This is a genomic window from Micromonospora sp. CA-248260, assembly GCF_050942205.1.
Taxonomy (GTDB): Bacteria; Actinomycetota; Actinomycetes; order Mycobacteriales; family Micromonosporaceae; genus Micromonospora; species Micromonospora antibiotica.
Genome location: NZ_CP192021.1, coordinates 6,285,981 through 6,312,443, shown reverse-complemented (window position 1 = coordinate 6,312,443; position 26,463 = coordinate 6,285,981). Strand labels below are relative to the sequence as shown.

Genomic DNA, 26,463 nt, shown 5'->3' with positions numbered 1-26,463 from the left:
GCAGCACGCCGGGGGCCTTCGTCGTTTCCGGGGCCCGGCGGGACCCGCCATCGGGCCCGCCGGGGGAGTGCCCGGTACGGCCGTCGGCCGGGCATGATGGTGGGCATGACGACCGCTGCGGGGCAGGTGCCGGTGGCGCACCAGCCGCCACGTCATCCACTCGACCCCGACCCGGTGCGCGCCACGAAGGCGCGGGCCGTCTTCGCGCTCGGGCTGATCGGGGCGTTGACCGGGCTCTTCGTCGGTGGGGTGGTGCCCGCCACGATCGCCCTCCAGTTGGCCCGGCAGGCCCGCCGGGAGGCGTACGCCTCGGGTGGTTTCCTCACCGGCGCGGCCTGGCTGCGGCGGGGGGAGCGGTTGGCCTGGGCGGGCCTGGTGCTGGTCGCGGTCGCGGTGGTGACGCTGGTGGTGATCGGCGTGGTCCGGCTGGCCGGGTCCCCCTACGGGCAGGACTTCGCGCCGAACGTCGACTGACCCGTCGGGGTGATGATCCGGCAGGGGGCACCCGCGGTGCGCGGCGGCGGTAGCCTGGCCGGTGTCCGTCGCGTGACGGTGGACCCCACATCGCGACAGGAGGACCCCGTGACGGAACCGGCGCCGCCGTCGGGAGGCGACCCGGGCGGACCGCCCGCCGGCTCCCCGGGTCCCGGCAACGACGCCGGGGCACCCGACCGGCGCGATCCCTGGGCCGTCGGCCCCTGGGGGGCACCGTCGGTCCCCGGGCCCGTCCACGGCACCGGCATCCCGCCGGAGGCCGCTCCGATCGGGTACGCCCCACCGCCGGCCCAGCCAGCCCCCTCCGCCGCCGGGCCGTTTCCGGCAGTTGGCGGATCACTGCGGGGCCCGCTGTCCCACCCACCGCCGGGCGGGGCCTACCCGGGGCCGGGTGGGTCGTATCCCGGGGCGGGGTCGTCGGGGATGTCGCCCGGGTCGTACCCGGGACAGCCGGCCGGGGCGGGCTGGCCGGCGCCCTCGGGGCACCAACCCGGGCCGCTGCCCCCACCGCCACCGGACGCCCCGCGCCCCCCGAAGCGGGTCGAACCGGTCCCCGGCACACCCTTCGCGGTGGTCCACCTCGACGTTCCGGCGGTCACCTCCGGCCCGGCGGTGGGGTCGCTGATCGCCGGGGTGGTGTCGATCCTGGTGTCGTTCCTGGTGATCTGCTTCGGGGTCGGGGGGGCGCAGCTCGGCGGGGCCTGGGCGGCCGGCGCGTTCACCGTGCCGGGCGCGCTGGCCGGCGCGGCGGCGATCGTCGCCGGGTTGCTGGCCCGTCGGCAGATCCGTCGGGCCGCGCCACCGCCGGCGGTGCGGTTCACCGGTCGGGGCCTGGCCACGGCCGGGATCAGTTGTGGCGGGGTGGGGCTGGTGCTCAGCCTGCTGGGGTTGGGGCTGGCGTTGCTGGTGCAGCTGGCGTGACCCCCGTCGCCCGGGGGTGACGGGCTGCGGCACGCGGCAGCCGGTACACTGGAGGTCCTAGGGGCCCGCCACGGGCGAGCAGCCAGGGCGTACGGCGTGGCCGACGGGGATCTGAGACCCGGCGGACCAGCCCGTTTTGACCTGCGAGGCTGTGGTAGGTACTCTTTCCCCTTGCGCCCGGGCATGCCCGGGCAACTCGTGCGTGCGCGGGATCCGGATCGGTCCGGAGATCACGCGGCCGTACGACACAGCCCAGGACCCGGCGTGCGGACGACCACGCGCCGGTGACAGAAATCCGGTGCGCGCGCGAGCGACCGCGCTGGAACCGTGAATCGGGCGACACGCCCGACCGCGGGTGCCGGGACTTCCGTGAGGTGGTCCCGGTCGGAATGTAGGAGAGTCGGCCATCAGGTCGGCTAACGAGCAGACGGCGCGGTCGCGTGAGCGGCCGAAGGGAGCGGAGAAACCCGGTGCCCACCATTCAGCAGCTGGTCCGAAAGGGCCGCCAGGCCAAGACGACCAAGACCAAGACCCCGGCGCTGAAGGGATCCCCTCAGCGGCGCGGTGTGTGCACCCGCGTGTACACCACCACCCCCAAGAAGCCGAACTCGGCGCTCCGCAAGGTCGCTCGTGTCAAGCTCAGCAGCCAGATCGAGGTGACCGCCTACATCCCGGGCGTGGGTCACAACCTGCAGGAGCACTCGATCGTGCTCGTCCGCGGCGGCCGGGTGAAGGACCTCCCCGGCGTGCGTTACAAGATCGTCCGCGGTTCGCTGGACACCCAGGGTGTCCGCAACCGCAAGCAGGCGCGCAGCCGTTACGGCGCGAAGAAGGAGAAGAGCTGACATGCCGCGTAAGGGACCCGCTCCGCGGAAGCCGCTGGTCGCTGACCCGGTGTACAACTCGCCTCTGGTCACCCAGCTGGTCAACAAGATCCTGATGCGCGGTAAGCGTCAGCTCGCCGAGCGCATCGTGTACGCGGCCCTGGAGGGCTGCCGCGAGAAGAGCGGCACCGACCCGGTCGTCACCCTCAAGCGGGCGATGGACAACGTCAAGCCGACCCTGGAGGTGCGCAGCCGCCGGGTCGGTGGCGCCACCTACCAGGTGCCGGTCGAGGTCCGCCCGGCCCGCGCGACCACCCTCGGTCTGCGCTGGCTGGTGACCTACTCCAAGGCCCGCCGCGAAAAGACCATGATCGAGCGGCTGATGAACGAGCTGCTGGACGCGAGCAACGGTCTGGGTGCCGCCGTCAAGCGGCGCGAGGACACCCACAAGATGGCGGAGTCCAACAAGGCCTTCGCGCACTACCGCTGGTAACAGCCTGGTTCCGGCGCCGGACCGGCGCCGGAACCGCCATCGGTCGAGTCGAGACGACGATAAGTAGGGATTGAAGTGGCCGCCGCAGACGCGCTCGCCAACGTACGCAACATCGGCATCATGGCGCACATCGATGCCGGTAAGACCACGACCACCGAGCGGATCCTGTTCTACACCGGTATCACCTACAAGATCGGTGAGGTCCACGAGGGCGCTGCCGTCATGGACTGGATGGAGCAGGAGCAGGAGCGTGGCATCACGATCACCTCCGCTGCCACCAAGTGTGAGTGGAAGGGCCACACGATCCAGATCATCGACACGCCCGGTCACGTCGACTTCACGGTCGAGGTCGAGCGGTCGCTGCGGGTGCTGGATGGTGCGGTCGCGGTCTACGACGGCGTGGCCGGCGTGGAGCCGCAGACGGAGAACGTCTGGCGGCAGGCCGACAAGTACCACGTCCCGCGGATGTGCTTCGTCAACAAGCTCGACCGTACGGGCGCGGACTTCTTCCGCTGCGTGCAGATGATGATCGACCGGCTCAACGCCACCCCGCTGGTGCTCCAGATCCCGATCGGGCTCGAGGGCGACCACATCGGTGTCGTCGACCTGATCGGCATGCGCGCCCTCACCTGGCGCGGGGAGACCCAGAAGGGTGAGGACTACGCGATCGAGGAGATCCCGGCCGACCTGGCCGACTCCGCGGCCGAGTGGCGCGAGAAGCTGATGGAGACCCTGGCCGACGTCGACGACGCGGTGATGGAGAAGTACCTGGAGGGCGAGGAGATCTCCGTCGAGGAGATCAAGGCCGCCATCCGGCGGGCCACCATCGCCAGCAAGGCCAACCCGGTGCTGTGCGGCTCGGCGTTCAAGAACAAGGGCGTGCAGCCCATGCTCGACGCCGTGGTCGACTTCCTGCCGTCGCCGCTGGACGTCCCGGCGATCGAGGGTACGGCCACCGACGGCGAGACCCCGATGGTGCGTAAGCCGTCGAAGAACGAGCCGTTCTCCGGTCTCGCCTTCAAGATCCAGACGGACAAGCACCTCGGCAAGCTCACCTACGTCCGGGTCTACTCCGGCCTGCTCGAGTCCGGCTCCCAGGTGGTCAACTCCACCAAGGACCGCAAGGAGCGGATCGGCAAGATCTACCAGATGCACGCCAACAAGCGGGAAGAGCGTCCGTCGGCGCAGGCCGGCGACATCATCGCGGTGCAGGGTCTCAAGCAGACCACCACCGGCGACACGCTCTCCGACCCGGCGAACCCGGTGATCCTGGAGTCGATGACCTTCCCGGAGCCGGTCATCTCGGTGGCGATCGAGCCGAAGACCAAGTCCGACCAGGAGAAGCTCGGCACCGCGATCCAGCGGCTGGCCGAGGAGGACCCGACCTTCCGGGTCCGGCTCGACGAGGAGACCGGCCAGACGGTCATCTCCGGCATGGGCGAGCTGCACCTGGACATCCTGGTCGACCGGATGCGTCGCGAGTTCAACGTCGAGGCCAACGTCGGCAAGCCGCAGGTGGCCTACCGCGAGACCATCCGCCGCAAGGTGGAGAAGGTCGAGTACACGCACAAGAAGCAGACCGGTGGCTCCGGCCAGTACGCCCGCGTCATCGTGAGCATCGAGCCGCTGCCGCTGGACAACGAGTCGCCGACCTACGAGTTCGCCAACGCGGTCAGCGGTGGTCGTATCCCGCGGGAGTTCATCCCGTCGGTCGACGCCGGTGCGCAGGACGCCATGCAGTACGGCATCCTCGCGGGCTTCCCGCTGGTCGGCGTCAAGCTGACCCTGCTGGACGGCCAGTACCACGAGGTCGACTCGTCGGAAATGGCATTCAAGATCGCCGGCTCGATGGTGATGAAGGACGCGGCCCGCAAGGCCGACCCGGCATTGCTCGAGCCGATGATGGCCGTTGAGGTCACCACTCCTGAGGAGAACATGGGTGACGTCATCGGCGACCTCAACTCCCGCCGCGGCATCATCCAGGCGATGGAGGAGCGCAGTGGCGCCCGCATCGTGAGGGCCCTGGTGCCGTTGTCGGAGATGTTCGGCTACGTCGGCGACCTGCGGTCGAAGACCCAGGGCCGGGCTAGCTACAGCATGCAGTTCGACTCCTACGCCGAGGTTCCGCAGAGCGTGGCGAAGGAGATCATCGCCAAGGCGACGGGTGAGTGACGCTCATCCGCTGCTGATCCGGTGAGTCGGGGCAGGTCGCGGGCGGGAATCCCGCCCGCGACCACCTCGGTCGGGTTGGATGAATCCGGGCCTGTAGGCTTCATCGCCGCAGAACCCACCAAGCTCTCCGGCCGCAGGCCGGAAAGGCTGTCGACAGAGTCCTAAGCGCCGTCCGGCGCGCCGGGGCGCGAACCAAGAAGTCCACAGGAGGACACCAGTGGCGAAGGCTAAGTTCGAGCGGACTAAGCCGCACGTCAACATCGGCACCATTGGTCACATCGACCACGGTAAGACGACGCTGACGGCGGCCATCACCAAGGTCCTGCACGACCAGTACCCGGACCTCAACCCGTACACGCCGTTCGACGAGATCGACAAGGCGCCGGAGGAGAAGGCCCGCGGTATCACGATCTCGATCGCACACGTCGAGTACCAGACCGAGGCGCGGCACTACGCGCACGTCGACTGCCCCGGGCACGCCGACTACATCAAGAACATGATCACCGGTGCCGCGCAGATGGACGGCGCGATCCTGGTGGTCGCGGCGACCGACGGCCCGATGCCGCAGACCCGCGAGCACGTGCTGCTGGCCCGTCAGGTCGGTGTGCCGTACATCGTCGTGGCGCTCAACAAGAGCGACATGGTCGACGACGAGGAGCTCCTGGAGCTCGTCGAGCTCGAGGTCCGCGAGCTGCTGTCGGCGCAGGAGTACCCGGGTGACGACCTGCCGGTCGTCCGGGTCTCGGCGCTGAAGGCCCTCGAGGGTGACCCCGAGTGGACCGGTCGCCTGCTGGAGCTGATGAACGCGGTCGACACCGCGATCCCGCAGCCCGAGCGTGAGACCGAGAAGCCGTTCCTGATGCCGATCGAGGACGTCTTCACGATCACCGGTCGTGGCACGGTCGTCACCGGTCGCGCCGAGCGCGGCATCCTCAAGCCGAACGAGGAGGTGGAGATCGTCGGCATCCGCGAGAAGTCGCAGAAGACGGTCTGCACCGGCATCGAGATGTTCCGCAAGCTGCTCGACGAGGCCCGCGCGGGCGAGAACGTCGGTCTGCTGCTGCGTGGCATCAAGCGCGAGGACGTCGAGCGCGGCATGGTGGTCGTCAAGCCGGGCACCAGCACCCCGCACACGGAGTTCGAGGCGACGGTCTACATCCTCTCCAAGGAGGAGGGCGGCCGGCACACCCCGTTCTTCCAGAACTACCGTCCGCAGTTCTACTTCCGGACCACGGACGTCACCGGTGTCGTCACCCTCCCCGAGGGCACCGAGATGGTCATGCCGGGCGACAACACCACGATGGCCGTGAAGCTCATCCAGCCCATCGCGATGGAGGACAACCTCAAGTTCGCGATCCGCGAGGGTGGTCGTACGGTCGGCGCGGGTCGCGTCACCAAGATCATCAAGTGAACTAGGTAACCCCGATTAGCGTTGCCGCCGGTCGTGCGGCATACTGGTCAGGTTGCGTAACGACGGTTAGTCGCCCGTGTCCGGCGCAAGTTGGACCTCCGGGACACTGACAATCGCGCGTAGGGTGGTTGATCGCCCCTGGCGGTCAACCACCCTCGCACGGCGTCCAGATCGCTGTGATGCGATCGGCGTCCAGACCCACCGGGTGACCAGATAGCTGCTCCGGAGACCCGGGGCGGAGCCTGGTCCGAGGGCGCGACACGCCCGACCGCGGGGGTCGGCGAAGCGGTCCTGTGCCAGCCGGTACAGGCACCCGCAACACAGCGGCATCGAGAGAAGGAACAGAAGCCACCATGGCGGGACAGAAGATCCGCATCCGGCTCAAGGCCTATGACCACGAGGTCGTCGACTCCTCGGCGCGGAAGATCGTCGAGACGGTGACGCGCACCGGGGCGCAGGTCGCGGGCCCGGTGCCGCTGCCCACGGAGATCAACCGTTTCTGCGTCATCCGCTCGCCGCACAAGTACAAGGACTCGCGCGAGCACTTCGAGATGCGTACGCACAAGCGGCTGATCGACATCATCGACCCGACCCCGAAGACGGTCGACTCGCTCATGCGCCTCGACCTGCCGGCTGGCGTCGACATCGAGATCAAGCTGTAGGGACCGGACAAATGGACAGGCAAGTCAAGGGGATCCTGGGCGCCAAGCTCGGTATGACCCAGGTCTGGGACAACAACAAGGTTGTGCCCGTGACCGTGGTTCAGGCCGGCCCGTGCGTCGTCAGCCAGGTGCGTAGCGCCGAGAAGGACGGTTACTCCGCGGTCCAGCTCGCCTACGGCACGATCGACCCGCGTAAGGCCAAGAAGCCGCTCGCCGGGCACTACGCCAAGGCGGACGTGGCGCCGCGCCGGCACATCGTCGAGCTGCGCACCTCGAACGCCGCGGACTACTCGCTGGGCCAGGAGGTCACGGTCGAGGAGTTCCCGGTCGGCGTGACCATCGACGTCACCGGCAAGACCAAGGGCAAGGGCTACGCCGGCCCGATGAAGCGGCACGGCTTCCACGGCCTGCGCGCCAGCCACGGTGTCGAGCGCAAGCACCGCTCGCCGGGCTCCATCGGCGCCTGCGCGACCCCGGGTCGCGTCTTCAAGGGCACCCGGATGGCGGGCCGGATGGGTGGCGTGCGCTACACCGTCCAGAACCTGACCGTCCAGGCGGTCGACACCGAGAACAACCTCCTGCTCGTCCGTGGTGCCATCCCCGGCCCCAAGGGCGCGCTGGTCCTGGTCCGCACCGCGGCCAAGACGAAGGTGAAGAAGGGCGGTGTGGCCAAGTGACCACCGTTGACGTCCGCAACGCCGAAGGCGCCACGAGCGGCTCCGTCGAGCTGCCCGCCGACATCTTCGACGTCCAGGCCAACATCGCGCTGATGCACCAGGTCGTGGTGGCTCAGCTCGCGGCGGCCCGGCAGGGCACCCACAAGGTCAAGACCCGCGGCGAGGTCGCCGGTGGCGGCAAGAAGCCGTACAAGCAGAAGGGCACCGGTCGGGCCCGGCAGGGCTCGATCCGCGCGCCGCAGTTCGCCGGCGGTGGCGTGGTCCACGGCCCGACGCCGCGCGACTACAGCCAGCGGACCCCGAAGAAGATGAAGGCCGCCGCCCTGCGTGGCGCCCTCTCCGACCGGGCCCGCGCCGGCCAGGTGCACGTCGTCGAGGCGTTCGTCTCGGGCGAGAAGCCGTCGACCAAGGCGGCCCTGGCGACGCTGGCCAAGCTGACCGAGGCCCGTCGGGTCCTGGTCGTGCTGAGCAGCACCGACGAGCTGAACTGGGTGTCGCTGCGCAACGAGCCGCGGGTGCACCTGATCGAGTCCGGCCAGCTCAACACGTACGACGTGCTGGTGGCCGACGACGTGGTCTTCACCAAGGACGCCCTGGACGAGTTCCTGGGCGTGCCCGCGGAGGACGGCCCTGCGGCCGAGTCCGCCGCCGAGACCACCGAGGAGGGTGGCAAGTGAGCACGATCGCCGACCCGCGGGACATCATCGTCGCGCCGGTCGTCTCGGAGAAGAGCTACAGCGAGCTGAACCGGAACTGGTACACCTTCCTGGTGCACCCGGACGCGAACAAGACCGAGATCAAGATCGCTATCCAGCAGATCTTCAACGTCCGCGTCCTGACGGTCAACACGCTCAACCGCCAGGGCAAGCGCAAGCGCACCAAGACCGGCTTCGGTCAGCGCAAGGCGACCAAGCGGGCGATCGTGAAGCTGGCTGACGGTGACCGTATCGAGGCCTTCGGCGGCCCGGTCAGCTGAGGGGTGTAGACAATGGCTATCCGTAAGTACAAGCCGACGACGCCGGGCCGACGCGGCTCCAGCGTCGCCGACTTCGCCGAGATCACCCGGTCCACGCCGGAGAAGTCCCTGCTGGCTCCGCTGCCCAAGAAGGGTGGCCGCAACGCCCACGGCCGGATCACCACCCGGCACCACGGCGGCGGTCACAAGCGGCAGTACCGCCTGATCGACTTCAAGCGGGTCGACAAGGACGGCGTGCCGGCGAAGGTCGCGCACATCGAGTACGACCCGAACCGCACCGCGCGCATCGCGCTGCTGCACTACGCCGACGGCGAGAAGCGCTACATCCTCGCGCCGAAGGACATGAAGCAGGGCGACCGGGTCGAGTCCGGTCCGGGCGCCGACATCAAGCCGGGCAACAACCTGCCGCTGCGCAACATCCCGGTGGGTACCACCATCCACAACGTGGAGCTGCGTCCGGGCGGCGGCGCCAAGCTGGCCCGTTCGGCCGGCGTCGGCATCCAGCTGCTCGGCCGGGAGGGCGTCTACGCGACCCTCCGGATGCCGTCCGGTGAAATCCGGCGGGTCGACGTGCGCTGCCGCGCCAGCATCGGCGAGATCGGCAACGCCGACCAGTCGAACATCAACTGGGGCAAGGCCGGCCGGATGCGCTGGAAGGGCAAGCGCCCGACCGTCCGTGGTGTCGCGATGAACCCGGTCGACCACCCGCACGGTGGTGGTGAGGGTAAGACCTCCGGTGGTCGTCACCCGGTGAACCCGCAGGGTAAGCCCGAGGGCCGCACCCGTCGTAAGGGCCAGCCGAGCGACCGGCTGATCGTCCGCCGCCGCTACGCCACGCGTAAGCGCGGCTGAGGGAGATAGAGCATGCCTCGCAGCCTGAAGAAGGGCCCGTTCATCGACGACCACCTGCTCAAGAAGGTGGAGACGCAGAACGACAAGGGCTCGAAGAACGTCATCAAGACCTGGTCGCGCCGCTCGACGATCATCCCCGAGATGCTCGGGCACACGATCGCCGTGCACGACGGACGCAAGCACGTCCCGGTGTTCGTGACCGAGGCCATGGTCGGGCACAAGCTCGGCGAGTTCGCGCTGACCCGCACGTTCAAGGGTCACGAGAAGGACGACCGGAAGAGCCGCCGGCGCTGACGCCGCGGGCATACGGATAGAGGAACAAGGGGTTACAGCGATGCCAGGAAAGGGCGACGCTCCGGTGCTTCCGGGCGCGCGGGCGGTTGCGCGACACGTGCGCATCTCGCCGATGAAGGCGCGCCGGGTGGTCAACCTCGTCCGCGGCCTGCCCGCGAAGGAGGCGCTCACGGTGCTGCAGTTCGCGCCGCAGGCGGCGAGTGAGCAGGTGTACAAGGTGCTCGCGAGCGCGATCGCCAACGCGGAGAACAACGAGCGGCTGGACCCCGACGCGCTGCTCGTCAGCGAGGCGTTCGTCGACGAGGGCCCGACGATGAAGCGGTTCCGGCCGCGGGCGCAGGGCCGGGCGTACCGGATCCGCAAGCGCACCTGCCACATCACCGTGGCGGTCGAGGCGGTCGCGCCGGCCGCGCCGAAGAAGTCCGCGGCGAAGAAGGCGGCACCGGCGCAGCAGGCCGAGCCCGCGGCGACCGAAAGTAAGACGGAGGGTGCCGAGTAATGGGTCAGAAGGTTCACCCCACTGGATTCCGGCTCGGCATCTCGACCGACTGGAAGTCCCGCTGGTTCGCGGACAAGCTCTACAAGGACTACATCGGCGAGGACGTCAAGATCCGCCGGATGATGTCCAAGGGGCTCGAGCGCGCCGGCATCTCCAAGGTCGACATCGAGCGCACCCGGGACCGCGTCCGGGTCGACATCCACACCGCCCGGCCGGGCATCGTCATCGGCCGTAAGGGTGCGGAGGCCGACCGGATCCGCGGCGAGCTGGAGAAGCTCACCGGCAAGCAGGTGCAGCTGAACATCATCGAGGTGAAGAACCCCGAGTCGGACGCGCAGCTGGTCGCCCAGGGTGTCGCCGAGCAGCTCTCCAGCCGGGTCAGCTTCCGTCGGGCCATGCGCAAGTCGATGCAGTCGGCGATGAAGAACCCCGTCTGCAAGGGCATCCGGGTGCAGGTCTCGGGCCGCCTCGGTGGCGCCGAGATGAGCCGCACGGAGTTCTACCGCGAGGGTCGGGTCCCGCTGCACACGCTGCGGGCCAACATCGAGTACGGCTTCTTCGAGGCCCGTACCACCTTCGGCCGGATCGGCGTGAAGGTCTGGATCTACAAGGGCGACGCCGTCCCGGGCCGGGAGGCCCCGGCCGAGGCCGGTCCGTCCCGCCCGCGTCGTGGTGAGCGTGGCGACCGGCCCGAGCGGCCGCGTCGTGGCCGGTCGGGTTCGTCCGGTACGACCGCCGGCGGTACCGAGGCCGGCCGGGCTGCCGCGACCACCATCGCGCAGCAGGCCGAGACGCCGAGTGGCGAGCCCGTCGACAGTTCCGCTGTCGCCGCGGCCGCCACCCAGCCGGCAGAAACGCAGCAGGAGGGCTGACAGATGCTGATGCCGCGCAAGCCCCCGAAGGGCTTCCGCAAGCCGCACCACCCGGACCGCCACGGCGCGTCCAAGGGCGGTAACCGGGTGGTGTTCGGCGAGTTCGGGATCCAGGCTCTCGAGCCGGCGTACGTGACGAACCGGCAGATCGAGTCGGCACGTATCGCCATGACCCGGCACATCAAGCGTGGTGGCAAGGTCTGGATCACGGTCTTCCCGGACCAGGCCCTCACCAAGAAGCCGGCCGAGACCCGGATGGGTTCCGGTAAGGGCTCGCCCGAGTGGTGGGTCGCGAACGTCAAGCCGGGGCGGGTGCTCTTCGAGATGTCCTTCCCCAACGAGCAGATCGCGCGAGAGGCGATGCGTCGCGCGATCCACAAGCTCCCGATGAAGTGCCGCATTGTTACGCGCGAAGTGGGTGAATCCTGATGGCAGCGGGCGTCAAGCCTTCCGAGCTGCGTGAGCTCTCCGAGGAGGAGCTGGTCACGAAGCTGCGCGAGGCCAAGGCGGAGCTGTTCAACCTCCGCGTGCAGGCCGCCACCGGTCAGCTGGACAACAACCGGCGGTTGCAGGTCATCCGTCGGGAGATCGCCCGGATCTACACGATCATGCGTGAGCGCGAGCTGGGTCTCTCGGCCGCGCCGACTGAGGTGACTGCATCATGAGCGAGACCGAGAACACCACCGCCGACGTGCGGGCCCGCCGTAAGGTTCGTGAGGGCCTGGTGGTCAGCGACAAGATGGACAAGACCGTCGTGGTCGAGGTCGAGGACCGCGTCAAGCACGCGTTGTACGGCAAGATCATGCGTCGTACCCGCAAGCTGAAGGTGCACGACGAGCCGAACGCCGCCGGCATCGGCGACCGGGTCCTGATCATGGAGACCCGGCCGCTGTCCGCCACCAAGCGTTGGCGCATCGTGGAGATCCTCGAGAAGGCCAAGTAGCGAAGGCTCGAGCTCGGCCGGTTTCGGTCGGGCGCAGGTTCCGCCAGGCTCCGGCCGCCCTCGACGGGCGGCCGGAGAACCGGCAGACATAGGAGATAGACGTGATTCAGCAGGAGTCGCGACTGCGCGTCGCCGACAACACGGGTGCCCGGGAGATCCTGTGCATCCGGGTTCTCGGTGGCTCCGGTCGGCGCTACGCGAGCATCGGCGACGTCATCGTGGCCACCGTCAAGGACGCGATCCCGGGTGCCGGTGTGAAGAAGGGCGACGTCGTCAAGGCCGTCGTCGTCCGCACCGCCAAGGAGAAGCGGCGGCCGGACGGCTCGTACATCCGTTTCGACGAGAACGCCGCCGTCATCATCAAGGACGGCGGGGACCCGCGCGGGACCCGTATCTTCGGCCCGGTGGGTCGTGAGCTGCGGGACAAGCGGTTCATGAAGATCATTTCCCTCGCGCCGGAGGTGTTGTGACCGTGAAGGTCAAGAAGGGCGACACGGTCATCGTCATCGCCGGCAAGGACAAGGGTGCCAAGGGCAAGGTCATCGCGGCCTACCCACGGCAGGACAAGGTCCTCGTCGAAGGCGTGAACCGGGTCAAGAAGCACACCCGTATCAGCACCACCCAGCGTGGCGCCAAGACCGGTGGCATCGTCACCCAGGAGGCCCCGATCCACGTCTCGAACGTGCAGGTCCTGGACTCCGACGGGAAGCCGACCCGGGTCGGTTACCGCTTCGACGACAACGGCCAGAAGGTCCGCATCGCGCGTAGCACCGGTAAGGACCTGTGATGACCACGGCTACCGAAACCAAGACCCTGCCGCGCCTCAAGGAGCGGTACCGCAACGAGATCGTGGCCAAGCTGCAGGAGCAGCACAACTTCGGCAACCCCATGCAGGTGCCGCGGTTGGTCAAGATCGTCGTCAACATGGGCGTCGGCGAGGCCGCCCGCGACGCCAAGCTGATCGACGGCGCCGTGCGCGACCTGGCCACGATCACCGGCCAGAAGCCGCAGGTGCGGCGGGCCACCAAGTCGATCGCGCAGTTCAAGCTGCGTGAGGGCATGCCGATCGGCGCGAAGGTGACCCTGCGCGGCGACCGGATGTGGGAGTTCCTGGACCGACTGCTGTCGATCGCGCTGCCGCGTATCCGTGACTTCCGCGGCCTCGACGGACGCAAGCTGGACGGGCACGGCAACTACACGTTCGGCCTGACCGAGCAGTCGGTGTTCCACGAGATCGACCAGGACCGGATCGATCGCCAGCGGGGCATGGACATCACGGTGGTCACGACCGCCACGACCGACGACGAGGGCCGGGCGCTGCTCAAGCTCCTGGGCTTCCCGTTCAAGGAGAACTGAGATGGCCAAGAAGGCGCTGATCCTCAAGGCCGCCGCGAAGCCGAAGTTCTCGGTTCGCGCGTACACCCGCTGCCAGCGGTGCGGGCGTCCGAAGGCGGTCTACCGCAAGTTCGGTCTCTGCCGGGTGTGCATCCGGGAGATGGCCCACCGCGGTGAGCTGCCCGGCGTGTCCAAGGCTTCCTGGTAATAGCCCGGCGCGCTTCGCGCGTCAGCTGAACTGTCTCTTCGCCGTAGGCCCCGGGCCGTGCCCGGGGAACCCCGGCGAGAAAGGTTGACGAATTTCATGACGATGACCGACCCGATCGCAGACATGCTCACGCGTCTGCGTAACGCCAACCAGGCGTACCACGACCGGGTGACGATGCCCTACTCGAAGATCAAGGCGAACATCGCCGAGGTCCTCAAGGCCGAGGGTTACATCGCCACCTGGTTGGTCGAGGAGCCCGAAGAGGGTGCCGTCGGCAAGCGACTGGTCGTCGAGCTGAAGTACGGCCAGAACCGGGAGCGGAGCCTGGCCGGCATCAAGCGCGTGTCCAAGCCCGGTCTCCGGGTGTACGCCAAGTCGGACGGGCTCCCGCGGGTGCTCGGCGGGCTGGGCGTGGCGATCATTTCGACGTCCCAGGGGCTGCTCACCGACCGGCAGGCCCGCAAGCGGAGCGTTGGCGGGGAAGTCCTCGCCTTCGTCTGGTAACGGGAGACAGGTAGAAATGTCGCGTATTGGACGTAAGTCGATCCCGGTGCCTTCCGGCGTCGACATCACGATCGAGGGCCAGACCGTCAAGGTCAAGGGCCCCAAGGGCGAGCTGTCGCACACGCTCGCCGAGCCGATCAAGGCGGAGCGGGGCGAGGACGGCCAGTTGCACGTCAACCGGCCGAACGACGAGCGCAAGGCCAAGGAACTGCACGGCCTGAGCCGCACCCTGGTCGCCAACATGATCGTCGGCGTGACCGAGGGCTACCGCAAGAGCCTGGAGATCGCCGGCACCGGTTACCGGGTCACGGCCAAGGGCAAGGACCTCGAGTTCGCGCTCGGGTTCTCGCACCCGGTGCTGGTCCCCGCGCCGGACGGCATCACCTTCACGGTGGAGCGGCCGACCCTGTTCCACGTGGCCGGCATCGACAAGCAGCAGGTCGGTGAGGTCGCCGCCAACATCCGGAAGATCCGCCCGCCGGAGCCCTACAAGGGCAAGGGCGTCAAGTACCAGGGCGAGGTCATCCGCCGCAAGGCCGGAAAGGCAGGTAAGAAGTGAGCGCCACGCTGCTCAAGCGCCGCCGCGGCGTCGCCGCCAAGCGCGCCGTCGGCCGTGCGCGTCGACACTTCCGGGTCCGCAAGAACGTCAGCGGCACCGCCGAGCGTCCCCGCCTGGTGGTCACCCGCTCCCTGCGGCACATCGTCGCCCAGATCGTCGACGACACCAAGGGTCACACCCTGGCGTCGGCCTCGACCCTGGACGCGTCGCTGCGCGGTACGGACGGCGACAAGAGCGCCCTGGCCGGCAAGGTCGGCGGTCTGCTCGCCGAGCGGGCCAAGGCGGCCGGTGTGTCCAAGGTCGTCTTCGACCGCGGTGGCAACCGGTACGCGGGGCGGGTCGCCGCGCTTGCCGACGCCGCCCGCGAAGCCGGGCTCGAGTTCTAGAAACCCCGTCACGAGAGATAAGGAAGGCTGCTGATGCCAGGTCAACAGCGCCGTGGCGGCGGGTCCGGTGGCAACGAGGGTGGTCGCCGCGACAACCGCCGTGAGGGCGGCCGCGGAAACGCGCCCGTCGAGAAGACCCCGCACCTCGAGCGGGTCGTCGCGATCAACCGCGTCGCCAAGGTCGTGAAGGGTGGTCGTCGCTTCAGCTTCACCGCCCTGGTGATCGTGGGCGACGGCGACGGCACGGTCGGCGTGGGCTACGGGAAGGCCAAGGAGGTGCCTGCGGCGATCGCCAAGGGCGTCGAGGAGGCCAAGAAGCACTTCTTCAAGGTGCCGCGGATCGGTCAGTCGATCCCGCACCCGATCCAGGGTGAGGCCGCGGCCGGCGTCGTGCTGCTCAAGCCGGCGTCCGCCGGTACCGGCGTCATCGCCGGTGGCCCGGTGCGTGCCGTGCTGGAGTGCGCGGGCATCCACGACGTGCTCTCCAAGAGCCTCGGCTCGTCCAACCCCATCAACATCGTGCACGCCACGGTGGCGGCGCTGAAGGGGCTCGAGTCCCCGGAGGCCGTCGCGGCCCGTCGTGGCCTGCCGGTCGAGGACGTCGCGCCGGCCGCCATGCTGGCGTCGCGGGCGGGGGTGGCGTCCTGATGGCACGCCTGAAGGTCACCCAGCTCCGGTCCGCGATCGGGCGTAAGCAGAACCAGCGGCACTCGCTGCGTTCGCTCGGCCTGAAGCGGATCAACGACGTGGTGGTCAAGGAGGACCGTCCCGAGATTCGGGGCATGATCTTCGCGGTCAGCCACCTCGTGAAGGTCGAGGAGGTCGAGTAATGACGATCAAGGTTCACCACCTGCGTCCGGCCCCGGGCGCCAAGACCGCGAAGACCCGGGTGGGTCGCGGTGAGGGCTCCAAGGGCAAGACCGCCGGTCGCGGCACCAAGGGCTCCAAGGCCCGTAAGAACATCTCGGCGGCGTTCGAGGGTGGGCAGATGCCCATCCACATGCGCCTGCCGAAGATGAAGGGCTTCAAGAACAAGTTCAAGGTCGTCTTCCAGGTGGTCAACCTGGACCGGCTCGCCGAACTGTTCCCCAACGGCGGCCAGGTCGGCCCGCTGGAGCTGGTCGAGGCCGGCGCGGTCCGCAAGGGCCACCCGGTCAAGATCCTCGGCACCGGCGATCTCGGCGGGGTGACCCTCCAGGTGTCGGCGCAGGCGTTCAGCGCGTCGGCCAAGGAGAAGATCACCGCCGCCGGCGGCTCGGTCACCGAGCTGTAGGACAGGCAAACCAGGGCGCCCGCTCAGTTCTCCGTAACTGGGCGGGCGCCCTGGTCTCCCCGGAGCCTGTGCGCCGGGTAACATCGGATTCGGTTTATGTAGCCGGGCACACCTGCCCGGAGCGGGATCGGGCTGTTAGAGTCCCTTCCCAGCCATGGATATCGGGCACTCGCCCGGCACCCACCCCGACCCGCCAGGGACCACCACCGGGCGGCCCGCGCGCAGGAGGAAGAAGTTGCTGTCCGCCTTTCTCAGTGCGTTCCGTACGCCTGACCTGCGCAAGAAGCTGCTGTTCACAGTAGGCATCATCGCGGTCTACCGGCTCGGCGCCACTCTGCCCAGCCCCGGCGTCTCGTACGGCAACGTGCAGAAGTGTCTCGACAGTCTGCAGGGCCAGAACACGGGCGTGCTCAACCTGCTCGACCTGTTCTCCGGCGGCGCGCTGTTGCAGCTCTCGGTCTTCGCGCTGGGCATCATGCCCTACATCACCGCGTCGATCATCCTGCAACTGCTGACAGTGGTCATCCCCCGGCTGGAGCAGCTCCGCAAGGAGGGCCAGGCCGGCCAGGCGAAGATCACCCAGTACACCCGCTACCTGACCCTCGGCCTGGGCATCCTCCAGTCGTCGGCGTTCGTGGCGCTGGCCCGTTCCGGCCAGCTGTTCCAGAACCGCTGCGACCAGTTCCCGATCGTGCCCGAGGGCACCGGCATCCCGGACTGGCTGACCCTCAGCATCCTGGTCATGACGATGACCGCCGGCACCGGCATGGTGATGTGGCTCGGCGAGCTGATCACCGACCGGGGCGTCGGCAACGGCATGTCCGTCCTGATCTTCACCTCGATCGCGGCCCGGCTCCCCAGCGAGGGCTGGAAGATCAAGACCAACGAGGGCTGGGGCAAGTTCGCCCTGGTGCTCGCCCTGGTCCTGGTGGTCATCACCGCGGTCTGCTTCATCGAGCAGGCGCAGCGCCGCATCCCGGTGCAGTACGCCAAGCGGATGATCGGCCGGCGGATGTACGGCGGCACCTCCACCTACATCCCGCTCAAGGTGAACCAGGCCGGTGTCATCCCGGTCATCTTCGCCTCGTCGCTGCTCTACCTGCCGCAGCTGGCGCTCCAGTTCTTCGACCAGACCGACCCGGGAAAGACCCAGGCCTGGATCCAGAACAACATCGTGCAGGCCGACGCGCCGCTGCACATCGTGATCTACTTCCTGCTGATCATCTTCTTCACGTACTTCTACGTCTCGATCACGTTCAACCCGACCGAGGTCGCGGACAACATGAAGAAGTACGGCGGCTTCGTGCCGGGCATCCGCCCCGGCAAGCCGACCGCCGACTACCTCGACTTCATCCTCAGCCGGATCACCCTGCCGGGCGCGCTCTACCTGGGCATCGTGGCGGTCCTGCCGAACTTCTTCTTCATCTGGCTGAACAGCCAGCAGTTCCAGAACTTCCCGTTCGGCGGCACCGCTGTGCTCATCATGGTCGGCGTCGGTCTGGAGACCGTGAAGCAGATCGAGAGCCAACTCATGCAGCGGAACTACGAAGGGTTCCTGCGGTAGATGCGACTCGTTCTGGTTGGCCCGCCGGGCGCGGGCAAGGGCACACAGGCGGAGTTCATCGCCGCACACCTCTCGGTGCCGAAGATCTCCACCGGTGACATCTTCCGGGCCAACGTCTCCCAGGGGACGCCCCTGGGGGTCGAGGCGAAGCGGTACATGGACGCGGGCAAGCTGGTTCCGGACGAGGTGACCATCAACATGGTCCGGGACCGGCTCGCCGAGCCGGACGCCTCCGAGGGTTTCCTGCTCGACGGCTTCCCGCGCACCACGCCGCAGGCCGCCGCGCTGGACAAGCTCCTCGCCGACCTGGGCACCGCCCTGGATCTGGTGCTGGAGCTGGTGGTCGACGACGACGAGGTGATCCGGCGGCTCTCCGGGCGGCGCACCTGTCGGGGTTGCGGCAAGATCTGGCACGTCGAGTTCGACGCCACCACCAAGGACGGCATCTGCGACCGGTGCGGCGCCGAGCTGTTCCAGCGCGACGACGACAAGCCGGAGACCATCGCGGCCCGCCTGCGGGAGTACGCCGACAAGACCGCGCCGCTGGTCGACTACTACGGCGCCCAGAACAAGCTGGTCGGGATCGACGCCACCGGCCCGGTGGAGGACGTCACCGTCCGTGCCATCGACGCGCTGCGCTCGTACGGCGGCTGACCGCCCGCCGCAGCCCGGCGGATAGAGTGCGAACAGCGGGGTACGCCACGTACCCCGCTGTTGCGCTGTGTAATCGGCAACGAAAGGTGACTGCTCCATGCGCCGTGCCCAGCTGGACATCCAGCTGAAGACCCCTGACCAGATTCAGAAGATGCGCGCCGCCGGCCTGGTGGTCGCCGAGGCCCTGCGTCGGATGAGCGCGGCAGTCGCCCCCGGGGTCAGTACGGCCGACCTCGACGCGATCGCCGAGGCGACCATCCGGGAGGCGGGCGCGGTCCCCTCGTTCAAGGGCTACCACGGCTTTCCCGCCTCGATCTGCTCGTCGGTCAACGAGCAGGTGGTGCACGCGATCCCGGCAGCGGACCAGTTGCTCCGGGAGGGCGACCTGATCTCGATCGACTGCGGCGCGGTGCTGGACGGCTGGCACGGCGACGCGGCGGTCACCGTCGGGGTGGGCGAGGTCGACCCGGCGCTGCTGAAGATGGCGTCGGTCGCTGAGGACGCCATGTGGGCCGGGATCGCCGCCGCCGCCCGGGGTGCCGCGAACGGCAGGGGCCGGCTCACCGACATCTCGCACGCCGTCGAGACCGCGGTCCGTCGGGGTGGCCGGTACGGCATCGTCGAGGGCTACGGCGGCCACGGCATCGGCACCGAGATGCACCAGGACCCGCACGTGCTCAACCACGGCCGCCCCGGCAAGGGTCCCCGGCTGGTGCCGGGCATGGCGTTGGCGATCGAGCCGATGATCACGATGGGTTCCCCACGTACCGTCGAGTTGTCCGATGGGTGGACGGTGGTCACCCGGGACCGGTCGATGGCGGTGCACGTCGAGCACTCGATGGCGCTGCTGGAGGACGGGGTCTGGGTGCTGACCGCGTTCGACGGCGGACGGGCGCGGCTCGGCGACCTGGTGACCGCCCGGCAGCCTGCCGATTCCCCGGCCACCTGACCGGTCATCAGGCCTCTCTGCCCTGCGGCTCTCTGCCCTGCGGGCCCCTGAGTAAGGTCCGCTGAGGAGCGTCCGGGCCCGCCCCCTGCCGGGCGCTGGCAGCCTCGTCCGCGCCCCCTCGTCGCCGACCCGGTCGGGGCGTGTCCGGATGGGGATGTCCGGCAGGGGGCGGTGCCGAGCTGTGCTCGTCTCGGCGGTTCACGCCGCCGTGGTCCGTCTACGGAGGGCAGCTGCCGAACCAGGGGTCACACCGCCGCTGTCGTCGCCCGCCGCTGTCGTCGCCCGCCGCTGTCGCTGCCGCCGCCCGCCGCTGCCGTCGCCCGCCGCTGCCGCCGCCCGCCGCTGCCGCCGCCCGCCGCTGTCGCCGTCCGCTGTCGCCCCTGTCGCCGTTGCCGCCGTTGCCGCTGCGTGGCTGGCTGTCGTACCGGGCCCGACGGGCCGGTGCCAGTTGACCACCCCGGGTCCTTTCGAGCTGATGGCGTTGACGACTCAACCGTCGGTAGGGGGAAGCACATGAACGTCGAGTGTCAGCCTGAGCAGGGAGAGGACCTCGCGGCGGCGGTCCCCTCCTGACCGATCCCCTCCTGACCGATCCCCTCCTGACCGAGGTGGGGGTGCTGGCTGAATCGCTGATGTCATCAGGTCGAAAGGGCCCGAGGACAGATGCGGTGGGGGAGGGCGGTCACCGGTGGGCGGACGGGCGGCCCCTCGAGTGGAGAGTCGGGGCGACCCGTCGACCGCATGGGCTCGTTACCGGAGGAACCGCCCGGTGGCAGCGGTCGCGCTGGCCGGTTCCGGCGTCGTAGCCGGACGAGCATCCGGCTGGCCGTGGCCGTGGCCGTGGCCGTGGCCGTGGCCGTGGTGGTGGCGGGGCCGTGGTGGTGGCCGTGGCGGTGGTCTTGGTGGTGGCGGTGGCCGTGGCCGAGGTGGTGGCGGGGCCGTGGTGGCGGTGGCCGTGGTGATGGTCGTGGTGGTGGTGGTGGCCGTGGTGATGGTCGTGGTGGTGGTGGCCGTGGCCGAGGTGGTGGTCTTGGCGGTGGTCGCGGGGCGGTGGCGGTGTGGCCTCTGGTCCGGCAGCCGACCTGTGGCCCGGTGGGCGGTGACGGGGTTCGGTGGCGGTGGACCCGTGGTGTCATGCTTGCCGGCATGGAGAGGCGGGCCGGCAAGCAGGAGCGGGACCGGATGCGGGCGGCGGACACCGACCGGGAGGCGACGGCGGAACGGCTCCGGGTCGCCCTGGAGGAGGGCCGGCTCGACCTGCACGAGTACGACGAACGCCTGCAACAGACGTACGGGGCGAAGACCTACGCGGAACTGGACACCGTCCTGGCTGATCTGCCGGCACCGGCGTCCGCGCAGCGCTCCGCGCTGGCCCCGCTCGGCCCGCTGGCCCCGCTCGGCCCGCAGGCCCCGCCGGTGTCCGGTTCCGGGGCGTCGGAGCCCGACCGGGAGGTGACGCCGGAGCCGCCGGTGACCGGGAGCACCGCAGTAGGTGAGCCGGTGCCCGTGGGTGTCGGCTCCCGGCGGTGGCCGGTCGAGGTGTGGGTGCCCTGGCTGCGGGTGGCGGCCCTGCTCACCGTGATCTGGGCGATCTCCTCGGTCGGCAGCCGGGAACTGCTGTTCTACTGGCCGGCATGGGCGCTCGGCCCGTGGGGGGTCCTGCTGCTCCTGCGTACCACTGGCGGGTTCGCCGGCGGTGCTCCCGCCCGGCGGGACCGCCGGCGGGTGGCGCGCGACACGCGGCGGCGCAAGCGCCGCAAGTAGCGCCGCAACGACCGCCGACCGCCGGGCGTTGCGTGGGAGGGTGCCCAGTTTCGTCCGGTTGGGTGACACCACTGGTGGCCGGTTTGGCGACCACCAGTGGGCGGGCGTACACTTTCAGATCGGCGCACAGCGTCCACTCCGGCATGCCCACCCCGCGCTTCGGTGGGAGCCCGGAGCCGCGGCTGGCGCGGGCCCCCGATGACCATCGGGAGGTCCGTGTAAGGCGTTGTGGGCCGTCCGGAGCAACCGACGTCAGGACAGCGGAGTACATGCCGAAAAAAGACGGAGCCATCGAGATCGAGGGTCGGGTCATCGAGCCTCTGCCGAACGCAATGTTCCGGGTGGAGCTCGCGAACGGCCACAAGGTGCTGGCTCACATCAGCGGCAAGATGCGGCAGCACTACATCCGCATCCTGCCGGAGGACCGGGTCGTCGTCGAACTCTCGCCGTACGACCTGACCCGCGGGCGCATCGTCTACCGCTACAAGTAAGCCTGACGGCGGCCGGGAAGTCCCCGTGTCCGTCTTCGACGTCCGGAGTCGCGGTCATCGCGTCGCCGGGCCAGATGGGAAGTAAGGCAACCGTGAAGGTCAAGCCGAGCGTCAAGAGGATCTGCAACAAGTGCCGGGTTATCCGCCGGCACGGCCGGGTCATGGTGATCTGCACCGACCCGCGCCACAAGCAGCGCCAGGGCTGATCCGATTCCGCCGTCCGTGACGAACGGAGGGCGGCGGACCGGTCCGGGTCGCGCAGATCCGACGACAACACGTCACCAGCTCGTCCCAGCCGCGGAACGTACGCACGCGTACCTTCTCGTGGCCAACCCCCGGTCGGAGGCCGGGGCCCGCTCGGGCAGCGGCCGTTCGGTCGCCGGCGCACACCGCGTCGGAGTCGGACAGGTCGGTAGCGGGGTGGGACGGGTCCACACCTCCGCCACACATCACGAGGAGTACGCCCGCACATGGCACGTCTAGTCGGCGTGGATCTCCCCCGCGAAAAGCGGATGGAGATCGCGCTCACCTACATCTTCGGGGTCGGTCGCACCCGTGCCCAGGAGACGCTCGCTGCTACCGGCATCTCGCCGGACAAGCGCGCTCGGGACCTCACGGACGAGGAGCTGGTCCAGCTCCGCGACCACATCGAGTCGAACTACAAGGTTGAAGGCGACCTGCGCCGCGAGGTCGCCGCTGACATCCGCCGCAAGGTCGAGATCGGCTGCTACGCCGGCATCCGGCACCGCCGGGGCCTGCCCGTGCGTGGCCAGCGGACGCGGACCAACGCCCGCACCCGCAAGGGCCCGAAGCGGACCGTGGCCGGCAAGAAGAAGCCCGGCAAGAAGTAACTTCCCAGCCGGGATTCAGGCGAAGAGCCAGCAGTCGATCGAGAACCCATACAGGAGCGCAGAAGACTTATGCCACCTAAGGCTCGTGCCGGAGCCGCAGTCAAGAAGGTCCGGCGCAAGGAACGCAAGAACGTCGCCCACGGGCAGGCGCACATCAAGAGCACGTTCAACAACACCATCGTGTCCATCACGGACCCGACCGGTGCGGTCATCTCCTGGGCCTCCGCGGGCCAGGTTGGCTTCAAGGGCTCCCGCAAGTCGACCCCGTTCGCCGCGCAGCTGGCCGCCGAGGCCGCCGCGCGTCGGGCGATGGAGCACGGCATGCGCAAGGTCGACGTGTTCGTCAAGGGCCCCGGCTCCGGCCGGGAAACCGCCATCCGCTCGCTGCAGGCCGTCGGGCTGGAGGTCGGCCAGATCGCCGACGTCACCCCGCAGCCGCACAACGGGTGCCGTCCGCCGAAGCGTCGCCGGGTCTGAGAGGTTAGAGAGAGATGGCTCGTTACACCGGTGCTGACTGCCGCCGTTGCCGGCGGGAGAAGATGAAGCTGTTCCTCAAGGGCAGCAAGTGCGATGGCCCGAAGTGCCCGTTCGAGTCCCGGCCGTTCCCGCCCGGGCAGCACGGTCGTGGCCGCACCAAGGAGACGGAGTACCTGCTCCAGCTCCGCGAGAAGCAGAAGGCGCGTCGGGTCTACGGCGTGCTGGAGAAGCAGTTCCGCGGGTACTACGAGGAGGCCGTGGCCAAGCAGGCCAAGACCGGTGAGGTCCTCCTGCAGATCCTCGAGTCGCGCCTCGACAACGTGGTCTACCGGGCCGGTTACGCGCACTCGCGGGACATGGCCCGCCAGCTTGTCAAGCACGGTCACTTCACCGTGAACGGCAAGAAGGTCGACATCCCGTCGTACCGCGTCAAGGAGCACGACATCATCGAGGTCCGGGGCAAGAGCAAGGAGCTCACCCCGTTCATCGTGGCGCAGGCCCAGGCCGGCTCGAAGACCGTTCCGGCGTGGCTGGAGGCGATCCCGAGCCAGATGAAGGTCCTGGTGCACTCGCTCCCGGCCCGTCAGGTGATCGACACCCAGGTCCAGGAGCAGCTGATCGTCGAGCTCTACTCCAAGTAGGGCCCGTTGCGGTGGCCCGTCCTGCGGGGCGGGCCACCGGAACAGTTCGTGTCGTGGACGTCATATAGCGGGCGTCCCGGAAGAGAAGAGAAAAGATGCTCATCAGCCAGCGACCGTCTCTCTCCGAAGAGTCGATCAACGAGACCCGTTCCCGGTTCACCATCGAGCCGCTGGAGCCCGGCTTCGGCTACACCCTGGGTAACTCGCTGCGGCGTACGCTGCTGTCGTCCATCCCGGGTGCCGCGGTCACCTCGATCAAGATCGACGGTGTGCTGCACGAGTTCACCACGATCCCCGGGGTCAAGGAGGACGTGGTCGAGCTCGTCATGAACATCAAGGAGCTCTGCGTCAGCTCCGAGCACGACGAGCCGGTCAGCATGTACCTGCGCAAGCAGGGTCCGGGCGACGTCACCGCAGGCGACATCCAGCCCCCGGCCGGTGTCTCGGTGCACAACCCCGACCTCAAGCTCGCCACCCTCAACGGCAAGGGCCGGCTCGACATGGAGCTGACCGTCGAGCGGGGTCGCGGCTACGTGACGGCGGCGCAGAACAAGCAGGCCGGCGCCGAGATCGGCCGGATCCCGGTCGACTCGATCTACTCGCCGGTGCTCAAGGTGACGTACCGCGTCGAGGCGACCCGCGTCGAGCAGCGGACCGACTTCGACCGGCTGATCATCGACGTCGAGACCAAGCCGTCGATGGGCCCGCGTACCGCGCTGGCCTCCGCCGGTTCGACGCTGGTGGAGCTGTTCGGGTTGGCCCGGGAGCTGGACGAGACCGCCGAGGGCATCGACATCGGGCCGTCCCCGCAGGACGCCCAGCTGGCGGCGGACCTGGCCCTGCCGATCGAGGAGCTGGACCTCACGGTCCGTTCCTACAACTGCCTCAAGCGCGAGGGCATCAACTCCGTTGGTGAGCTGATCGGGCGTACCGAGGCCGACCTCCTCGACATCCGCAACTTCGGCCAGAAGTCGATCGACGAGGTCAAGATGAAGCTCGCCGGGATGGGTCTGGGGCTGAAGGACTCGGCCCCGAACTTCGACCCGGCACACGTCGTGGACGCCTTCGGTGAGGCCGACTACGACACCGACGACTATCGCGAGACCGAGCAGCTCTAGTCCGCGCTGCCGCCACACCTGAGGAGCACCAAGCATGCCCACGCCCACCAAGGGCCCCCGCCTCGGCGGCAGCCCCGCGCACGAGCGGCTGATGCTGGCCAACCTGGCCACCGCGCTGTTCCAGCACGGCAAGATCCAGACCACCGAGACGAAGGCCCGGCGGCTGCGTCCGCTGGCCGAGCAGCTCATCACCAAGGCCAAGCGGGGCGACCTCGCCTCGCGGCGGCGGGTGCTGGGCGTCGTCAAGGACAAGGACGTGGTCTACTCCCTGTTCGACCAGATCGCGCCCCGGTACGCCAACCGCAACGGTGGCTACACCCGGATCGTGAAGACCGGCCCGCGCAAGGGTGACGCCGCTCCGATGGCGATCATCGAGCTGGTGGAGGAGCTTCAGGTCGCCGAGCCCAAGGCGAACAAGAAGACCGCCGCCCGCAAGGCCGCCCAGCAGGACAAGGTCGAGGCGCTCGCCCCGGCCGAGGAGACCCCGGCGGCCCCGGCCGACCAGGACTCCGAGGCGCCGGTCTCGGCGTCCGGTGACACCGCCGCCGCCCGCGAGGACAGCGACGAGGCTACCGAGACCGAGGCCACCGAGAAGAAGGCCTGAGCAACGGCAGCACCGTCGGGCCCGGCATCCCTTCCTGGGGTGCCGGGCCCGACGTCGTGAACGGGAGGTACGAGGTGGACGAGCGGATCCGGCTGCGGCTGGACGTCTCGTACGACGGCACCGACTTCTCCGGCTGGGCGGTCCAACCGACCCGGCGCACCGTGGCCGGGGTGCTGGTCGAGACGCTGGACCTGGTGCTCGGGGCGGGTGCCGTCACCGGGTTGACGGTGGCCGGGCGGACCGACGCCGGGGTGCACGCCACCGGGCAGGTCTGCCATCTCGACGTGCCCGTCGTCGTCTGGGCGGAGCACCGGGGGCGGCTGTTGCGCCGGCTGGCCCGGCTGCTCCCCGGTGACGTGCGGGTCCGGGCGATGACCGAGGTGCCCGTCGAGTTCGACGCCCGCTTCTCGGCGACCTTCCGCCGGTACGAGTACCGGGTGACCGACGCGCCGTGGGGTGTCGAGCCGTTGCGGCGTCGGGACACCCTCGCCTGGCCCCGACCGTTGGACCTGGGCGCCCTGAACGTCGCGGCGGCCGGGCTGGTGGGGGAGCACGACTTCGCGGCGTACTGCCGGCGCAAGGAGAACGCCACCACCCTGCGTGAGGTGACCCGGCTGGACTGGCGGCGGGACCCGGACGGCATTCTGGTCGCCACCGTGCAGGCCGACGCGTTCTGCCAGGCGATGGTGCGCAGCCTGGTGGGGGCGATGCTGACCGCCGGGGACGGTCGACGTCCGGTCGAGTGGCCGGCGGGGCTGCTGGCCCGGCGGGAACGCTCCAGCGAGGTGACGGTCGCGCCGGCGCACGGGTTGACCCTGGTGGCCGTCGGCTATCCACACGACCCGGCCGAGTACGCCGACCGCGCCGACCGTACCCGCCGGTTGCGGCTCCCCGTCCAGTCCTGAGGGCCGGGGGACGGTCGGGTCCCGGGCGGCGGATCCCGTTCCCTCCGGGCCGGGCACGACGCAGGCCCGGCCGCGCCGGCCGGGCCTGC

39 protein-coding genes are annotated in these 26,463 nt (G+C 69.3%); all 39 read left to right on the top strand.

Annotated elements, in window-relative coordinates; all coding sequences use genetic code 11:
* The first annotated feature begins 105 nt into the window (after positions 1-105).
* Positions 106-474, top strand: coding sequence for a hypothetical protein (locus tag ACQP2H_RS27315; RefSeq protein ID WP_208568209.1), 369 nt, complete (start codon positions 106-108; stop codon positions 472-474).
* Between the two features lie 519 nt (positions 475-993).
* Positions 994-1,416, top strand: a complete 423-nt coding sequence (locus tag ACQP2H_RS27310; RefSeq protein ID WP_208568321.1) for a hypothetical protein — start codon at positions 994-996, stop codon at positions 1,414-1,416.
* Positions 1,417-1,886: 470 nt separating this feature from the next.
* The gene (rpsL, locus tag ACQP2H_RS27305) at positions 1,887-2,261 is read left to right on the top strand and encodes a 30S ribosomal protein S12 (protein WP_007465318.1); all 375 of its coding nucleotides are present in this window, start codon (positions 1,887-1,889) and stop codon (positions 2,259-2,261) included.
* Between the two features lies 1 nt (position 2,262).
* On the top strand, positions 2,263-2,733 hold the full coding sequence (rpsG, locus tag ACQP2H_RS27300) for a 30S ribosomal protein S7 (protein ID WP_091242043.1): 471 nt from the start codon (positions 2,263-2,265) through the stop codon (positions 2,731-2,733).
* A 75-nt stretch (positions 2,734-2,808) separates the two neighbouring features.
* Positions 2,809-4,905: an elongation factor G gene (fusA, locus tag ACQP2H_RS27295; RefSeq protein WP_208568208.1), complete on the top strand. Its 2,097-nt coding sequence runs from the start codon at positions 2,809-2,811 to the stop codon at positions 4,903-4,905.
* Positions 4,906-5,122: 217 nt separating this feature from the next.
* A complete protein-coding gene (gene tuf, locus ACQP2H_RS27290) occupies positions 5,123-6,316 on the top strand; it encodes an elongation factor Tu (RefSeq protein WP_204924855.1) in 1,194 nt (397 codons plus the stop codon).
* A 353-nt stretch (positions 6,317-6,669) separates the two neighbouring features.
* Positions 6,670-6,978: a 30S ribosomal protein S10 gene (gene rpsJ, locus ACQP2H_RS27285; protein WP_007073037.1), complete on the top strand. Its 309-nt coding sequence runs from the start codon at positions 6,670-6,672 to the stop codon at positions 6,976-6,978.
* Positions 6,979-6,989: 11 nt separating this feature from the next.
* A complete protein-coding gene (gene rplC / locus ACQP2H_RS27280) occupies positions 6,990-7,655 on the top strand; it encodes a 50S ribosomal protein L3 (protein ID WP_208568207.1) in 666 nt (221 codons plus the stop codon).
* Positions 7,652-8,332: a 50S ribosomal protein L4 gene (gene rplD, locus ACQP2H_RS27275; RefSeq protein ID WP_208568206.1), complete on the top strand. Its 681-nt coding sequence runs from the start codon at positions 7,652-7,654 to the stop codon at positions 8,330-8,332. Before rplC ends, rplD begins: the two co-directional genes overlap by 4 nt.
* A complete protein-coding gene (rplW, locus tag ACQP2H_RS27270) occupies positions 8,329-8,631 on the top strand; it encodes a 50S ribosomal protein L23 (protein ID WP_007465304.1) in 303 nt (100 codons plus the stop codon). Before rplD ends, rplW begins: the two co-directional genes overlap by 4 nt.
* A gap of 12 nt (positions 8,632-8,643) precedes the next feature.
* A complete protein-coding gene (rplB, locus tag ACQP2H_RS27265) occupies positions 8,644-9,483 on the top strand; it encodes a 50S ribosomal protein L2 (protein ID WP_091242024.1) in 840 nt (279 codons plus the stop codon).
* A gap of 12 nt (positions 9,484-9,495) precedes the next feature.
* Complete coding sequence (gene rpsS, locus ACQP2H_RS27260; protein WP_088647003.1) at positions 9,496-9,777, top strand: 30S ribosomal protein S19; 282 nt, start codon at positions 9,496-9,498, stop codon at positions 9,775-9,777.
* Positions 9,778-9,817: 40 nt separating this feature from the next.
* Positions 9,818-10,276, top strand: coding sequence for a 50S ribosomal protein L22 (gene rplV, locus ACQP2H_RS27255; protein WP_088647002.1), 459 nt, complete (start codon positions 9,818-9,820; stop codon positions 10,274-10,276).
* Entirely contained in the window at positions 10,276-11,148 is an 873-nt protein-coding gene (rpsC, locus tag ACQP2H_RS27250) for a 30S ribosomal protein S3 (protein WP_088647001.1), read from the top strand. Before rplV ends, rpsC begins: the two co-directional genes overlap by 1 nt.
* 3 nt (positions 11,149-11,151) lie before the next feature.
* On the top strand, positions 11,152-11,577 hold the full coding sequence (gene rplP, locus ACQP2H_RS27245) for a 50S ribosomal protein L16 (protein ID WP_088647000.1): 426 nt from the start codon (positions 11,152-11,154) through the stop codon (positions 11,575-11,577).
* The gene (rpmC, locus tag ACQP2H_RS27240) at positions 11,577-11,813 is read left to right on the top strand and encodes a 50S ribosomal protein L29 (protein ID WP_013288628.1); all 237 of its coding nucleotides are present in this window, start codon (positions 11,577-11,579) and stop codon (positions 11,811-11,813) included. Before rplP ends, rpmC begins: the two co-directional genes overlap by 1 nt.
* Positions 11,810-12,091 carry a 30S ribosomal protein S17 gene (rpsQ, locus tag ACQP2H_RS27235; protein ID WP_208568205.1) on the top strand — a complete coding sequence of 94 codons (282 nt, stop codon included), beginning with the start codon at positions 11,810-11,812 and terminating at the stop codon, positions 12,089-12,091. The genes rpmC and rpsQ overlap by 4 nt, the downstream gene beginning before the upstream one ends.
* Before the next feature lie 101 nt (positions 12,092-12,192).
* Complete coding sequence (rplN, locus tag ACQP2H_RS27230; RefSeq protein WP_007073026.1) at positions 12,193-12,561, top strand: 50S ribosomal protein L14; 369 nt, start codon at positions 12,193-12,195, stop codon at positions 12,559-12,561.
* Complete coding sequence (gene rplX, locus ACQP2H_RS27225) at positions 12,558-12,878, top strand: 50S ribosomal protein L24 (RefSeq protein ID WP_208568204.1); 321 nt, start codon at positions 12,558-12,560, stop codon at positions 12,876-12,878. The genes rplN and rplX overlap by 4 nt, the downstream gene beginning before the upstream one ends.
* Positions 12,878-13,447: a 50S ribosomal protein L5 gene (gene rplE / locus ACQP2H_RS27220; protein WP_204957695.1), complete on the top strand. Its 570-nt coding sequence runs from the start codon at positions 12,878-12,880 to the stop codon at positions 13,445-13,447. Before rplX ends, rplE begins: the two co-directional genes overlap by 1 nt.
* Before the next feature lies 1 nt (position 13,448).
* Positions 13,449-13,634, top strand: a complete 186-nt coding sequence (locus ACQP2H_RS27215; RefSeq protein WP_007073023.1) for a type Z 30S ribosomal protein S14 — start codon at positions 13,449-13,451, stop codon at positions 13,632-13,634.
* Positions 13,635-13,730: 96 nt separating this feature from the next.
* Positions 13,731-14,138 (top strand): 30S ribosomal protein S8, encoded by a 408-nt coding sequence (gene rpsH, locus ACQP2H_RS27210; protein WP_067301438.1) that lies wholly within the window; start codon positions 13,731-13,733, stop codon positions 14,136-14,138.
* Between the two features lie 16 nt (positions 14,139-14,154).
* Positions 14,155-14,697 carry a 50S ribosomal protein L6 gene (rplF, locus tag ACQP2H_RS27205; protein WP_208568203.1) on the top strand — a complete coding sequence of 181 codons (543 nt, stop codon included), beginning with the start codon at positions 14,155-14,157 and terminating at the stop codon, positions 14,695-14,697.
* On the top strand, positions 14,694-15,083 hold the full coding sequence (gene rplR / locus ACQP2H_RS27200; RefSeq protein ID WP_208568202.1) for a 50S ribosomal protein L18: 390 nt from the start codon (positions 14,694-14,696) through the stop codon (positions 15,081-15,083). Before rplF ends, rplR begins: the two co-directional genes overlap by 4 nt.
* A 33-nt stretch (positions 15,084-15,116) precedes the next feature.
* Entirely contained in the window at positions 15,117-15,731 is a 615-nt protein-coding gene (gene rpsE / locus ACQP2H_RS27195) for a 30S ribosomal protein S5 (RefSeq protein ID WP_088646996.1), read from the top strand.
* The gene (gene rpmD / locus ACQP2H_RS27190) at positions 15,731-15,913 is read left to right on the top strand and encodes a 50S ribosomal protein L30 (RefSeq protein WP_067301451.1); all 183 of its coding nucleotides are present in this window, start codon (positions 15,731-15,733) and stop codon (positions 15,911-15,913) included. The genes rpsE and rpmD overlap by 1 nt, the downstream gene beginning before the upstream one ends.
* Positions 15,913-16,356: a 50S ribosomal protein L15 gene (gene rplO, locus ACQP2H_RS27185; RefSeq protein ID WP_088646994.1), complete on the top strand. Its 444-nt coding sequence runs from the start codon at positions 15,913-15,915 to the stop codon at positions 16,354-16,356. Before rpmD ends, rplO begins: the two co-directional genes overlap by 1 nt.
* A gap of 235 nt (positions 16,357-16,591) precedes the next feature.
* Positions 16,592-17,920: a preprotein translocase subunit SecY gene (gene secY, locus ACQP2H_RS27180; protein ID WP_208568320.1), complete on the top strand. Its 1,329-nt coding sequence runs from the start codon at positions 16,592-16,594 to the stop codon at positions 17,918-17,920.
* The gene (locus tag ACQP2H_RS27175) at positions 17,921-18,574 is read left to right on the top strand and encodes an adenylate kinase (RefSeq protein ID WP_091241987.1); all 654 of its coding nucleotides are present in this window, start codon (positions 17,921-17,923) and stop codon (positions 18,572-18,574) included.
* A 97-nt stretch (positions 18,575-18,671) separates the two neighbouring features.
* Entirely contained in the window at positions 18,672-19,523 is an 852-nt protein-coding gene (map, locus tag ACQP2H_RS27170) for a type I methionyl aminopeptidase (protein WP_357537865.1), read from the top strand.
* Between the two features lie 1,146 nt (positions 19,524-20,669).
* Complete coding sequence (locus ACQP2H_RS27165) at positions 20,670-21,287, top strand: DUF1707 SHOCT-like domain-containing protein (RefSeq protein WP_433229375.1); 618 nt, start codon at positions 20,670-20,672, stop codon at positions 21,285-21,287.
* A gap of 269 nt (positions 21,288-21,556) precedes the next feature.
* Positions 21,557-21,778 carry a translation initiation factor IF-1 gene (gene infA, locus ACQP2H_RS27160; protein ID WP_007073013.1) on the top strand — a complete coding sequence of 74 codons (222 nt, stop codon included), beginning with the start codon at positions 21,557-21,559 and terminating at the stop codon, positions 21,776-21,778.
* Positions 21,779-21,870: 92 nt separating this feature from the next.
* A complete protein-coding gene (gene rpmJ / locus ACQP2H_RS27155) occupies positions 21,871-21,984 on the top strand; it encodes a 50S ribosomal protein L36 (RefSeq protein WP_012184307.1) in 114 nt (37 codons plus the stop codon).
* Positions 21,985-22,248: 264 nt separating this feature from the next.
* Entirely contained in the window at positions 22,249-22,629 is a 381-nt protein-coding gene (rpsM, locus tag ACQP2H_RS27150; RefSeq protein WP_091241981.1) for a 30S ribosomal protein S13, read from the top strand.
* A gap of 69 nt (positions 22,630-22,698) precedes the next feature.
* A complete protein-coding gene (rpsK, locus tag ACQP2H_RS27145; protein WP_030329919.1) occupies positions 22,699-23,106 on the top strand; it encodes a 30S ribosomal protein S11 in 408 nt (135 codons plus the stop codon).
* A gap of 14 nt (positions 23,107-23,120) precedes the next feature.
* A complete protein-coding gene (rpsD, locus tag ACQP2H_RS27140; protein WP_067301470.1) occupies positions 23,121-23,747 on the top strand; it encodes a 30S ribosomal protein S4 in 627 nt (208 codons plus the stop codon).
* A gap of 95 nt (positions 23,748-23,842) precedes the next feature.
* Positions 23,843-24,865 carry a DNA-directed RNA polymerase subunit alpha gene (locus tag ACQP2H_RS27135; protein WP_007073009.1) on the top strand — a complete coding sequence of 341 codons (1,023 nt, stop codon included), beginning with the start codon at positions 23,843-23,845 and terminating at the stop codon, positions 24,863-24,865.
* Positions 24,866-24,899: 34 nt separating this feature from the next.
* Entirely contained in the window at positions 24,900-25,469 is a 570-nt protein-coding gene (gene rplQ, locus ACQP2H_RS27130) for a 50S ribosomal protein L17 (RefSeq protein ID WP_208568198.1), read from the top strand.
* A 74-nt stretch (positions 25,470-25,543) separates the two neighbouring features.
* Entirely contained in the window at positions 25,544-26,374 is an 831-nt protein-coding gene (gene truA, locus ACQP2H_RS27125; protein ID WP_357537861.1) for a tRNA pseudouridine(38-40) synthase TruA, read from the top strand.
* Positions 26,375-26,463: the final 89 nt, after the last annotated feature.